Genomic DNA, 12,399 nt, shown 5'->3' with positions numbered 1-12,399 from the left:
CAGGCGATGGCAGACGTCGACGGCCGCGACGCAGTCCACCCTTGTCCGCCGCTCCCCAGCCCGGGATGCGCGCGAGGAGATATCGGTTCCAGCGTGAGTGGCCACGCACCGAGCGGTCATGTCAGCGGCGCGACGGCCCACCGGGCAAGGTCATTTGTGATGGCAGCTACATGGTTGGGTTCGAATGAGGTGGCCGTGACGGACAACTCGGTGACGCGATCGGTGCGAAAACCCCGCACGCCTTCACGTGTTCTGCACCATCCGACGAGGTACCAGGAGCCACCTCCTTCGAGCGTGGTGTACGGCTCGACGAGGCGGGGAGCTGGATCGTTCTCGTAAAGGATCTCCACGAGGGCGTGGTCGCGGACGGCATCGAGCCAGGCGGCGGTTCTCTGTGCCTGCTGCGTGACTACCGTCATGACGACAGGCGCAGCCGTGGCGGCGGCTTTGACCGGTTCGGGCAGAGCCGTGCGGAGCTTGTCGAGTGCAGTCCGGGCGTACGGGGCAAGCGGTGAGCGATCCATCAGCCCGAGTGCTGCAACACAGGCCGCCGCCTCTTTGGCAGTGAGCTGCACGGGCGGCAGCGAGTACTCGGGCAGGATCGCGTACCCGCCGGTGCGGCCCGGGGATCCGTAGATGGGAACGCCGGCGTCGTTCAGGGAACGTAGGTCACGCTCGATCGTTCGCTGGCTCACCCCGAATCGGTCCGCGAGGACGGCCGCGGCCACGGGACGGGGTGAGTGGACTCGCAGGTGGTTGGTGATCGCGTGGAGGCGTTCGAGGCGGCGCACACGCTTATCCTCCCGTCCCGGGAGCGGGCTGATGGGGCTCAGGGACTCATGGGGCGTTCTGCCGTCACCGAGTGAACATTGGTAATGGCGACCTCGTCGAAAGTGAAGGTGTCGATGCCGCCCACGTGTAGGTCACCCATCGACGCGTTCCAGACGCAGTAGCCCCAGTCTTCCGTCGTCCGGGCTTCGACGACGCTGTAGGTGAGGCCTGGGCGAGTCGATCGGAAGTCTCCGATGAGGTCGGCAAGTTCTCGGGGCGTGTCGACCTCGTCGCCGAGCGCACCGATCGCTTGTCCGCCGAACCGAACTCGAACGGTCGATGCGCAGATCCGGCTCGCCTGGTCCAAGTCGCCATTCCACAGGTCCGTCCAGCCGGTAAGCAGGACAGCGTGCGGACCCTGGGGGGGAGTGTTGTCGTGTTTCACGAGGGTCACCATGACAGCCCCAAACGACAACGGCATGTCGGTGTTTCCGCGCTGTGGCCCGTTCAACGTCTCCGGCCAGTACAGCCCGGCACTGGTCATTTACCGATCGGTTCTCAACACTTCACCGCTGCGGTCGAGCAGGCGAATCCGGCTGTCGGACAAACGTGTCGAAACCGCCGTCGCGCCCGCCGTCGCACGCGGTGGAGCCTGCCTCCGGATCCACCGCGATAGCGTCCTCGGCTCGTTACTCGAGCCAGTCCCAAATCTTCGGGAGCCATTCCCTGCGGGCGTCGGTAGCCCCCGTCACCAACGATCCGGCCGATGCACGAGCCGATCGCCACGGAGACGAACACCCTCCGGGACTTCTCCTCGACAGGCGGCCGCGGCGGAACGGCAGCGTTGGCGTCGCTGGGCTGGTCCGATCGTTCCGGCGGCCTTACTAGAGGCATCTCCTACCTCGATGGTGAGAGCTGTCAGCGATTGCGAAGTTGAGGGGGCAGGCCATCGCGAGGTCTTCGCACTCGCCCGATGCCCTCATGTCTCCCACGATCGGTTTACGATCCGACGTGAGTAACTGTGTTACTGTGCGGTGGGTCGCACTGTGGTGGACGTCATCTTAGTGATCTGCATCACTCAGGACGGCAAGTCGCGGTGGTGGAGTCTCGGGGAGTCATTTGATGCATCAACAACGTCTCGTCGGAAGCGCGAGCACGGGCCGGTCGGATCGCGGCAGTCGTGGCGTCGGCCGCGTGGGAATCGATGGTCGCGAGGCGGCAACTGTCGTGGTCGGCTCGCTGTGCACGCCACCCGAGCCGAGGGGGCGATGATGCGGAGGTATCGCCTCGATGTGATCGCGAGCAGCGTTGCCGATGCCGTCGAGCACGCTGGTGGCTGGCTGTTCGATCGTGCGGCGGCGGGTTGGAACGTGACAGTGCTCGTCGCGGACATGTCGGATACCCGCCCGCTGCGCATCCTGGGCGCGAAGGTGGTGCCACTCGAGTCCGCGCTCGCCCCGTCGGGGGAGGGGCGTCGGCCGGACGCGCTGGCTGCCGGTGCGAACATTTGCGCAAACGATCGCCGCGCGCGCCGGGGCTTGCGCGAGGCGTTGGACGACGGCGGTGTGGAAGTGGTCGTGTGGGGTGCGGGGTGGCCGTCCCTCTCCGGACATCGGGTCGATCCGGTCCTGCACCGATTGAGTATCGCCGCGCGAGCGTTCAAAGCGCAGGCGTTGCATGCCGCGACGATCACCGGGGCCGCGGTCGGCGCGATCGAGCTGTTCCGTAGCGGGCTGTCGGCCGCGGCTCCGGTCGGGGCCGACCTCAGCCCGGTCGGCCGCCCGAGCCGACCTACGCGGACCGATTTCTCGCCGACCTTCGGGGGATGGCGATGACGCGATTCCAACTTTTGAGTAACCGTGTTACCGTTCCGTAGGTTGCATGCTGTGACGTAGTTCATGTCATCCGGCTATTGCGACGCAGGACACCCGGCGACGGTGCCGGGTGGAGTTCACGGAGAGTTGATCGATGCAACGACAGCATGGGCGTTCCCGGTGGGGTTGGCGCTGGGCCGCTCCGGTCGCGATGGCGGTGGCCGCGGTGTGCGTCACCGTGGTGACTGTGGTGGGAGTCGACACGCGGGAGGCGGCGGCCGCGCCGGTCGGAGACTTCTACCTTCCGCCCGCGCAGATCCCGTCGGAACGAGGCGCGATCATCAAGACCGCGCCGATGGCGCTGTTCGCGACGCTGCCCACGGACAGGGGGTGGCCGGGCAAGGCGCAGCACGTCATGTACACCTCGCGGTTGCAGGACGGGTCTCCGGTGGCGGTGTCCGGGACGTTCATCGATGCGACGGGGCCATGGCAGGGGCCGGGCCCGCGTCCGACGGTGGTGATCGGTCCGGGTACGTCGGGGCAGGGTGATCGCTGTGCGATGTCGGTGGCGTTCTCCACCGGGGTGACGGTGTTCGCCGATCCTTCGCCGAGTTTGTCGGCGAATCAAGAACTTCCGGCTTCGGTGGTGTGGAGTGGATTGGGTGCGCGAGTGCTGGTGACCGATTACATCGGTCTGGGCACGCCGGGAATTCATACTTACGCCAACCGGATCGAGGCCGGGCACGCGGTGCTCGACGGGGTGCGCGCAGCCCATAATCTGGCGGGTGTGGGACCGGAGACCCCGGTGGTGCTGTGGGGTTACTCGCAAGGCGGCGGGGCGACCGCCGCGGCGGCGGAGATGCAACCGGACTACGCGCCGGAACTCAACATCAAGGGTACTTGGGCAGGCGGGCCGGTGGCGGACCTGGCGGCGATCCTGGAACGTATCGACGGCGCGTTGATCGGTGGTGCCATCGGGTTCGCGATCAATGGTCTGCTCGCGCGGTACCCGGATTTGAACAAGGCGGTCGATCGGGTCACCACGCCCGCGGGGCGGGCGATGTTGGAGACGCTCAGCGATGAATGCATCGGCGACATCATCATCCGTCACCCGTTTCTGAAGACCAGTTCGCTCACCAACGACGGCCGTTCGCTGAGCGAGCATCTGGCGGCGATTCCCGAGGCCGGGCCCGTGCTGGCCGAGTTGCGTATCGGTAATCTCACCCCGGCGTCGCCGGTGTTGATCACCAGCGGTTTGAACGACGACACGGTCCCCTACGGTCAAGCGCGTCGGCTGGCCGAGGATTGGTGTGCGAAGGGCGCCACGGTGACTTTCCGCACCAATGATCTGCCGCCGATCCTTCCAGGGGCCACTATCCCGAATCATTTCGGGCCGGAGATGATCGACGGCTTCGGGCCGGACAACGCGATCACCTACCTGCTCGATCGCCTCGCGGACAAACCCGTCACCGGCTGCACTTTCGACTGACCGCCCCTCGCGCCGGGCTCGAATCGGCGCTGACCGAGATCTCCGACCGCCCGAGCCGGTCCCACCCGGCTCGCGGCGGAGATCGCCTTGCCACGCGCACACCACCTGATCCGGCAGTCGGAAGCCCGGCTCGCACGACGCTCAGGACGTGGTTCGACATGTATTTGCCACCGAAGGATCTGTAATGCCAGCAATTTCGCGCCGGTCACTGTTGACCGGTATCGCCGCGACCGGTGCCGCTGCCTTGGCCGCCCGCACACCTGTCCCTGCCGCCGCGCAGGTGAACAACGTCGCGCTGACCCACGAGGAGCACCGCGTGGTGGTGGTCGGCTCCGGTTTCGGTGGCGGAGTCAGTGCCCTGCGCCTGGCGCAAGCGGGTGTCCCCGTGACCGTCCTCGAGCGCGGGATGCGCTGGACCACCGGGCCGAATGCCGAAACGTTCCCCCGCGCCTCGTCACCGGACAAGCGATTGCTGTGGTATCGCTCCAGTCCGAATCTGTTCGGGCGGCCGATGGTGTTCGAGCCCTACACCGGCTTGGTCGAAGCGGTGCCGGGAGTGAACATGACCGCCCTGTGCGCGTCGGGTGTCGGTGGCGGTTCCCTTGTCTACCAGGGAATGTCGCTACAGCCCACGCGGGAGGTGTTCGACACCCACTTCCCCGCGGAACTGGACTGGGCACTGATGAACAAGGTCCACTATCCGCGAGTGGCCCGGATGCTGGGCTTGGCCGAGGCGCCCGACGAGCTGATCGCCAGCGACAACTACCGGGCCGCACGAGTCTTCGCCGATCGTGTCCGGCGGGCGGGGATGCCGCTGTCGAAGATCCCGATGCCCATCGATTGGGATTTCGCGCTGGCCGAGTTGCGCGGGGAGATGAAACCGTCCTACACCAATGGTGACGGCGCGATGGGCGTCAACAACGGCGGCAAGCACTCGGTCGATGTCACCTATATCGCCGCCGCCGAGGCCACCGGTCTGGTTCGGGTGGAAACCCTGCACGAGGTCACCGACGTCGAACGCGCATCCGACGGCCGGTGGATCGTGCATGTGCAGCGCCTGGATACCACCGGCGCGGTGGTCGAGAACAAGGTCCTCACCACCGGCGCGTTGATCTTGGCGGCGGGCAGTCTCAACACCACCCGCCTGCTGGTGCGCGCGGGCGCCAAGGGGCTCATCCGTGATCTGCCGGACGGGTTGGGCCAGGGCTGGGGTTCCAACGCCGACCGCATCTACGTCTGGACCGATCCCTCCGCCGAATTCGGCGCTCCCCAGGGTGGGCCGGTGGTCTACGGCAGCAAGAACTGGGACGATCCGCACGCCGCCCACACGGTCATCCAGGCATCCATCCCGCCTTTGTCGCTGGACCCTCGCAGCACCATGATGGTCGGATACGGCGTCAGCGACGGACGCGGCACGTTCACCTACGATTCCGCACGCGACGACGCGATCCTGCACTGGCCCACCGACGGTGACAGCTACATCCAGGACAATCACATCGGACCCGCCGTCCACCGGATCGCCGGTCCTGACGGCATGCTGCTCGACACCAATACGCTGTTTCCCTCGACCTGGCATCCCCTGGGTGGGGCGGGGATGGGCGTGGTCTGCGACCTCGACGGCCGCGTGCACGACCAACCGGGGCTCTATGTCCTCGACGGAGCGTTGATGCCGGGCAACACCGCGGCGTGCAACCCGTCGATGACCATCGCGGCGGTCGCCGAACGCGCCATGGACAATATCGTCGCTCGCGACATCGGCACCCGGATCTGACTCGCGAGTATTCATCGACGGAGTGGTCATCATCGTGAAATCTTCTGTAATGGCTTCTGCGACTTCGGTCGAGATGCTCCCCGGCAAGCGAATCCGGCGGCGTACCCGTCTTCGCGGGGCGGCGCTGGTAGCTGCCGTCGTGTTCGCCGCCGGAGCCACGGCGGTCGTGGGGAATACCACGACAGCTCGGGCGCAACCTTCCGAGTGCCGCGGGGAGCATTTCGTGGCGTCGTGGACGGCCAGCCCCACCGATTCGGTGACTCCCCTCGACGCGGCCGGAGGGCCGATTCCGGTCGCGGTCGACGATCAGAGTTTTCGGATGGTCATCACTCCGCACTTGGGTGGATCGCGACTGCGTGTGCATTTGACCAACCGGTTCGGGCTGACGCCGGTCACCTTCGAACGGGTGAGCATCGCCGACCAGGTATCCGGCGCGGCGGTGGCGAACGCGGTGCCGGTGCTGTTCGGCGGGCAGGCAGCGATCACCTTGCCTGCCGGAGCCGATGTCGTCAGCGACCCGGTGTCCTTCGGTGTCGCGGCGTTCGACCCGTTGGCGGTCAGTATCTATGTTCCCGATTCGGCGGGGCCGCCGACCAAGCACTGGAACGCCAACGCCACCTCGTTCTACTCTCCCGCCGGTAGCGGTGATCTCACCGGGCGGCCAGGCGCCGACGGATTCGGCTCCACCACCGGTTCCTGGTTGTATGTCGCCGCGCTGGACGTTCTCGCACCCTCCGATACCCGTGCCGTGGTGGCGTTCGGTGACTCCATCACCGACGGTTTCGTGGGAGCGACCGCTTTGAGCGTGCCGGTCGATCGCGCGGTCGCCGACACCAACGGGCGCTATCCCGACGTGCTGCAACGTCGTCTGGACGCCGCGGGCATTCCGATCTCGGTGGTCAACGCCGGAATCGGCAGCAATCGTGTGCTCACCAGCGGTGAGCCGCTTCTGCTCGGCCCCAGCGGGCTGGCGCGCTTCGAGCGCGACGCGCTCGCTCAGTCCGGTGTCAGCGGGGTTCTCGTCCAAGAAGGCATCAACGATCTCGGCCTGCCGCCGCCCGCCGGGGCCGCCCAGATGATCGCAGGCTACGAGAAACTCATCGCCACCGCACACGGGCACGGCAAGAAGATCTGGCTGGGCACACTGCTTCCCGCCTCCGACGGCATCGTCGACGGTGTACTTCTGGCACCCCGCAGCGAGACCGACCGGCAGCAGATCAACGTCTGGATACGCACCCAGAACCTCGCCGACGGCATCGTCGACTTCGACGCCGCCCTGCGCGACCCCGCGAACCCGTTTGTCCTGCGAAATGACTACGCCAGCCCGGATCGCCTGCATCCCAGCCTCGCCGGCTACCACGCGATGGCCGAGACGGTCGACCTGGCTCTGCTCGGCAACTCTCCATCACCCGCCTGCTGACGAGCCTCCGCTACCCATCTCGTCGCCCACCCCGGCGTGGACAAGGTGTCGTTCACCGGCTCCACCGCCGCGTGACGGCAGGTCGCCGCCGCCTGCGCGCCTGCGCTGCGCCGGGTGAGCCTCGAGCTGGGCGGCAAATCGGCGGCGGTGGTGCTGGACGACGCCGACCCCGGGCAGGTCGCCGACGGGATCAGAGTGGCCGCGCTCATGAACGGCGGTCCGGCCTGCGTTGTGCAAGCGCGGATTCTGCTGCCCCGCAATCGGTATCGGGAGTACGTGGAAGCGCTCAGCGAGATGGTGTGGTCGCTGCGCGTGGGCGACCCCTTCGACGAGGCGACCGACATCGGCCCGATGGTGTCCGAACGTCAGCAGGCCCGGGTGCGCGACTACATCGACACCGGAATCCGTGAGGGCGCGCGACCGGCCGTCGGCGGCACGGACATGCCGGTCGGCTGTGACCGGGGGTGGTACGTCCGCCCCACTCTCTTCACCGAGGTCGACCCACGGATGCGGATCGCCCGCGAGGAGATCTTCGGTCCCGTCCTGACCGTCATCCCCTACACCGGCGCCGACGAGGCGATCGCGATCGCCGACGACACCGACTACGGATTGTCGGGCTCGGACTGGTCCAGTGATCCGGACCGGGCGCTCGCGGTCGCGCGCCGTATCCGCAGCGGAAGCTTCGGCATCAATCAGGCCTACAGCATGGATCCCCCTTCGCGCCCTTCGGCGGAGTCAAGGCCAGCGGCATCGGCCGCGAGGGTCTGGCCGGATTACTGACGACGAAATCCGTGTCCGGTGTCGGATGAGAATTTCCACCGCCCGGGCCGGAGGCCGCTACCGCGTGACAGATTGTCGATGCCGAGGTGTTGCTTTTCTGCCTGAAGCAGATCGAGCGGGTGTCGCGGCTTGCCGCGGGTAGCTTCGCCGTGTGGAAATCGTGCCTGTGTCGCCCCAGCTTTCGGCGCTGCGGTTCGCCGAAGTGAACGACCTCAACGTCTACGTGTGGAACGACGGCGCGGAGGTGACGCTGATCGACTGCGCGCTGCCCGGCGCGGCCGAAGAGATCGGAAAAGGACTCGATGCGCTGGGCTTCACCGCTGACCGAGTACGGCGTGTGATTCTCACCCATGCCCACGATGATCACATCGGGTCGGCGGCCGAGCTCGCCGAGTGGGGAGCGGAGATCTGGGTCCATCACGCCGATGCCGATATCGTGCGAGGCGAACGTCCGCAACCGGCGCCTGTGCTGCGCGACTGGGAACGTCCGATCGCCGACGCCCTGGAACTGGGCCCGCCTCCGCGCCCGGCCCCCGTGCATCGCGAATTGCGCGATGGTGAGGTACTCGACTTCGGCGGCGGAGCGAAGGTATTGGCCGTCCCCGGCCACACGGAGGGCAGTGTGGCGTTGCATCTGCCGCGTCATCGCGTGCTGTTCACCGGCGACACACTGGCCAATGTCCGCGGTGTCACCATGCCGGGTGTGTTCAACCTGGACAGCGCCGCCGTCGAAACGGCCGCGCACCGGCTGACCGAGTTGGACGTCGACGTCGTCTGTGTGGGCCACGGCGACGTGTTGACGGCAGAGTCCCTGCAGGCGTGGCGGAGTCGGCGATCGGCCGGTTGACCCGCTGTACGCGGCTCCTCGGTCGGCATACCGAACGGTAGGGCGGGCGGCGGATCCCGCTCCTCGGGGCTGTATGGCGGCGAGGCCGTGTTCGCTGGACCGACGCCTTCATGCCGCAGAATGGCCGCATGGTCCTTCCGATGCTCTCCGCTCCAGTGATCACCGCCGACCGCCTGATACTGCGCAAAGCGCACGACGACGACCGCGAGGGACTCATCGAGTTGCAGACCGACCCTCAGGTGCGGACATATCTGGGCGGGCCGCGGCCGCGCGCTGCCGTCGAGCAGTACCTCGACGCGGTCGGCACTGCCAACGTGACAGCCGCTCCCGGCGCCTATGTCATCGCAGACGAGACCACCGACCGTCTCATCGGAACGCTGATGCTCCATCGTCGGTCCGCCGACCAGCCCGGACATATCATCGAGGATGCCGATGAACTCGAGCTGACCTATGTTCTGCGGCACCGTGCCTGGGGTATGGGACTGGCATTCGAAGCCACCACCGCCGCACTGCGCGCCGCCGCCGACGAACTTCCCGACGAACCGGTTCTCGTCGTGACCCAGACCGCGAACCACCGTTCGCTGAAACTCGCGGCCCGGCTCGGTTTCCACCCGGTCAGCACCTTCGAGGAGTTCGGCGCACAGCAGACTCTCGCAACGGCCGGGCTGCACACGTTCAAGTCCCGATCGAACAGGACGGAAACTCTCGATCACCGTAGTCGGTGATCTCGGCTCGGTGCCGATCGCTGGATGTGGTGGGCGTCAGCAGGTGACGCGGCCGGGTCTCAGCCGCGCCAGGTTTCGAGCACGTGGTCGACGGTGGGGCGGATGCGGGCCCTGGCCTCCCTGCGGGGGATGCCGGTCATGAGGAGGTGGTCGTAGTCGGTGTCGCGGTGGCGGATGGAGGCTATGACGGCGAGGGTGAGCGCTTCGGGGGAGAGGAGTTTGGCTGCGGCGGTGCGGCCTACCCGGCCGCTGCCGCGGGCGGCGGCGTGTTCGGCGATCTCGGCGGCACGATCGGTGGGGCAGCCGGGGAACAGCCGTTGGATTTCATCGGACATGCGGGCGCAGTATTCGACGTCCTGGTCGGCGCGGCGGACGCGGTCGCGCTCGCGGCGGCGGGCGCGGGCATCGTCGTCGGCCAGGCATTGCTGTTCGGCGCGGGTCAGGGCGGCCTCCTCGACGAGGACGCCGAGCCGTTCGTAGCGCTTACGCCGCTGGTTCAAGCGCACCACGACGGCCGCGAGGGGGCTCTCCTTCTTGGCGCGTCGGCTCAGCGCCGCGTTCCCGGCGGGCAGGAACTCCAGATGGTCGAGGTCCGAACACGTCAGGCACAGCGGTCCGGCGGCGGAGGTGATCAGATACGGGCCGGTTTCGGCGCACTCGGTGCAGGTCCACGGCTCAGCGGCCTCGACTACCGTCAGATCCGGGGCACGGTTCTGGCGTTGGACGACCTGTTCGCGCTGCGCCGGGGTGAGCTTTCCCGACAGCCAGTGCACCCGGAACACCTCGTCTTCGCCGGTATCGACGAACCGCAGCGCCTCGCGATCGCGCCCGCCCGACAGATACGCCGCTGTGCTCGCGGTGAGGTCGTGCTCGCGGGCCCATTCGCCCAACAGTTGCGCCGCATCGTGCATCCGCCGCGCGTCCACCGCCGTCACTTGCTCCAACGACCGCACCTGCCCCTGCCGCCAGCGATCGACGTGACTGGATCGCACCCACCCCAGAACGGCGAATACATCGACCGCCGACACGTATTTGCGCTGGGCCAGAGCCGCTTCCGCAGCCTCGGCCACCCGCCGCCGCAGCTTGGACACGGGTTCGAACCCTAGCGCACGCGGCGGGTGAACTCGGCGCTCGCCCGGTGTGGAATCGCGATGCTGCGCGAGGGACAAGTTTCCCCACCGCGTGGTCGGCGCGGCGCCACGGTGCTGCGCCCCAAACCGAACGACCTCGGATCTCGGTGACCAGTTCGCCGGAGGCGGCGGGCCCGGTGTTTCAGAACTGCTCCTTCGGGCACCACTCGTTCAGCGCGGAAGTGCTGGCGCCTTCCCGCGCGTGACCGAGAGATGCGTTCGAGCGAGGCGAACCGACATGGCTACAGATCACGGCAGACCGAACCGGCACGAGGACGAGGCCGTCGACTCGGCGAGTACGCGGAACCGCGTCGAGACGCGAGGCCGCGCGACCGATACCGGAGCCCGGCCGGATCTCGACCCGAACGAGCCGAGCAGCCCGGTCGAACTGTCGAAACCATCGTTGCTCGCGGTGGTCAAACGTGCGGGCAGGGAGTTCCAGCGCGACAACTTGACCGACCTGGCAGCCGCCCTTACCTACTACGCGGTGTTGTCGATCGTGCCGGGCCTCATCGTCCTGGTTTCGCTGCTCGGACTGCTGGGGCCGAATGCCGCCGAGGAACTCATGAACCAGGCGCAGCAGATCGCGCCGGGATCGAGCGCCGAATTCGTACACACGCTCATCACCCAAGCCCAGGCCAACAAGCAGGGCGCGGGCCTCGGGGCGATATTCGGTCTCGCCATCGCGCTGTGGTCGGCGTCGGGCTACGTCGCGGCGTTCATGCGTGCCTCGAACGTCGTCTACGGCATCGGGGAGGGGCGCCCGATCTGGAAGACCGCGCCGATCCGGCTCGGCGTCACCCTCATCGCGGTGATCCTCCTGGTGATCAGCACCGCCATCGTGGTGGCGAGCGGGCCGGTCGCCCATCAGATCGGCGATTTCCTCGGTCTCGGGAACACCGCGGTGACGCTCTGGAACATCGCCAAATGGCCGGTGCTGTTCGTGCTCCTGTCGGTGCTGCTCGCCATCCTGTTCTGGGCCAGCCCGAACGCCAGGCAAGGCGGGGTGAAATGGATCAGCCCCGGCGGTGTCATCGCAGTCCTCATCTGGCTGATCGTCTCGGTGTTGTTCGCGGTCTACATCGCCAACTTCTCCTCCTACGACAAGACCTACGGGTCGATGGCGGGTGTCGTCATCTTCCTCGTGTGGTTGTGGCTGACCAATATCGCGCTGTTGCTGGGAGCCGAGATCAACGCCGAACTCGACCACGCCAAAGCCATCGCCCAGGGATTGCCGGAGGACATGCAGCCCTTCGCCGAACCGCGCGACACCCGCAAACTCGACGAGGCGGACAAGGACGCGGCGCAGGCCGCGAAGTCCGCTCGGCGCGAGTAAGACGCGGTCGTCTCAGGTAGGACAAGATCGCGCCACCATCGCGGTCGCGCCTGATCGCTTCGCAGTTGCCACATCTGATCGAATTGCGCGAACTCGACAGCGGGCACTGCGCGCCGCTGGAATGCCCCGACGAGGTCACCGCGGCGCTGCGCGAACTGGCCGGGAGGCCGGCCCGGAAAGAACCCGCCGAGGCGCGGCGACTCGGCGGAGCAGTGTGACCACTGCCTCCGGGCGGAACTCCCGAGGCTAGATGCTCCCGCCCGAGTTCGGCGGCGGCTTCTCGAGGTCGCTCGTGCCGGGTTCGGCTGCCCGACGG

11 protein-coding genes and 1 pseudogene are annotated in these 12,399 nt (G+C 67.3%); 9 read left to right on the top strand and 3 right to left on the bottom strand.

The features are described from left to right. Positions 1–116 precede the first annotated feature (116 nt). Complete coding sequence (locus tag ACZ6DL_RS18565) at positions 117–791, bottom strand: helix-turn-helix transcriptional regulator (protein WP_466052560.1); 675 nt, start codon at positions 789–791, stop codon at positions 117–119. A 38-nt stretch (positions 792–829) separates the two neighbouring features. After that, on the bottom strand, positions 830–1,315 hold the full coding sequence (locus tag ACZ6DL_RS18560) for a hypothetical protein (protein WP_466052558.1): 486 nt from the start codon (positions 1,313–1,315) through the stop codon (positions 830–832). Positions 1,316–2,042: 727 nt separating this feature from the next. Between ACZ6DL_RS18560 and ACZ6DL_RS18555 the strand changes: the two genes are divergently transcribed. From ACZ6DL_RS18555 to ACZ6DL_RS18525, 7 genes and pseudogenes are all read left to right on the top strand, one after another. Continuing rightward, positions 2,043–2,606, top strand: coding sequence for a hypothetical protein (locus ACZ6DL_RS18555; protein ID WP_466052556.1), 564 nt, complete (start codon positions 2,043–2,045; stop codon positions 2,604–2,606). A 133-nt stretch (positions 2,607–2,739) separates the two neighbouring features. Further along, a complete protein-coding gene (locus ACZ6DL_RS18550; protein WP_466052555.1) occupies positions 2,740–4,074 on the top strand; it encodes a lipase family protein in 1,335 nt (444 codons plus the stop codon). Positions 4,075–4,258: 184 nt separating this feature from the next. Next, positions 4,259–5,845, top strand: coding sequence for a GMC oxidoreductase (locus tag ACZ6DL_RS18545; protein ID WP_466052553.1), 1,587 nt, complete (start codon positions 4,259–4,261; stop codon positions 5,843–5,845). Positions 5,846–6,068: 223 nt separating this feature from the next. Beyond that, positions 6,069–7,265: a GDSL-type esterase/lipase family protein gene (locus ACZ6DL_RS18540; RefSeq protein ID WP_466052551.1), complete on the top strand. Its 1,197-nt coding sequence runs from the start codon at positions 6,069–6,071 to the stop codon at positions 7,263–7,265. A gap of 3 nt (positions 7,266–7,268) precedes the next feature. Then, positions 7,269–8,074, top strand: a pseudogene (locus tag ACZ6DL_RS18535) (aldehyde dehydrogenase family protein); the annotation flags it as partial. 122 nt (positions 8,075–8,196) lie between these two features. Further along, a complete protein-coding gene (locus tag ACZ6DL_RS18530) occupies positions 8,197–8,892 on the top strand; it encodes an MBL fold metallo-hydrolase (RefSeq protein WP_466052549.1) in 696 nt (231 codons plus the stop codon). Between the two features lie 140 nt (positions 8,893–9,032). Continuing rightward, positions 9,033–9,617: a GNAT family N-acetyltransferase gene (locus tag ACZ6DL_RS18525; RefSeq protein ID WP_466052547.1), complete on the top strand. Its 585-nt coding sequence runs from the start codon at positions 9,033–9,035 to the stop codon at positions 9,615–9,617. Positions 9,618–9,676: 59 nt separating this feature from the next. On the opposite strand, the gene ACZ6DL_RS18520 is transcribed toward ACZ6DL_RS18525, so the two are convergent. Next, entirely contained in the window at positions 9,677–10,708 is a 1,032-nt protein-coding gene (locus ACZ6DL_RS18520) for a DUF2293 domain-containing protein (protein ID WP_466052545.1), read from the bottom strand. Between the two features lie 277 nt (positions 10,709–10,985). Between ACZ6DL_RS18520 and ACZ6DL_RS18515 the strand changes: the two genes are divergently transcribed. Next, entirely contained in the window at positions 10,986–12,083 is a 1,098-nt protein-coding gene (locus tag ACZ6DL_RS18515) for a YihY/virulence factor BrkB family protein (RefSeq protein ID WP_466052543.1), read from the top strand. Positions 12,084–12,148: 65 nt separating this feature from the next. Continuing rightward, complete coding sequence (locus ACZ6DL_RS18510; protein WP_466052541.1) at positions 12,149–12,301, top strand: hypothetical protein; 153 nt, start codon at positions 12,149–12,151, stop codon at positions 12,299–12,301. The last annotated feature ends 98 nt before the right edge of the window (positions 12,302–12,399 follow it).

The sequence above is a fragment of the Nocardia sp. NPDC041819 genome (assembly GCF_055590505.1).
Note: the sequence above shows the minus strand (reverse complement) of the source record. Positions and strands in the feature narration are given on the sequence as shown.

Coding starts and splice junctions, on each gene's coding strand:
- ACZ6DL_RS18515 (WP_466052543.1), top strand. CDS start 10,986: ATGGCTACAGATCACGGCAGACCGAACCGGCACGAGGACGAGGCCGTC.
- ACZ6DL_RS18555 (WP_466052556.1), top strand. CDS start 2,043: ATGCGGAGGTATCGCCTCGATGTGATCGCGAGCAGCGTTGCCGATGCC.
- ACZ6DL_RS18550 (WP_466052555.1), top strand. CDS start 2,740: ATGCAACGACAGCATGGGCGTTCCCGGTGGGGTTGGCGCTGGGCCGCT.
- ACZ6DL_RS18545 (WP_466052553.1), top strand. CDS start 4,259: ATGCCAGCAATTTCGCGCCGGTCACTGTTGACCGGTATCGCCGCGACC.
- ACZ6DL_RS18525 (WP_466052547.1), top strand. CDS start 9,033: ATGCTCTCCGCTCCAGTGATCACCGCCGACCGCCTGATACTGCGCAAA.
- ACZ6DL_RS18560 (WP_466052558.1), bottom strand. CDS start 1,315: ATGACCAGTGCCGGGCTGTACTGGCCGGAGACGTTGAACGGGCCACAG.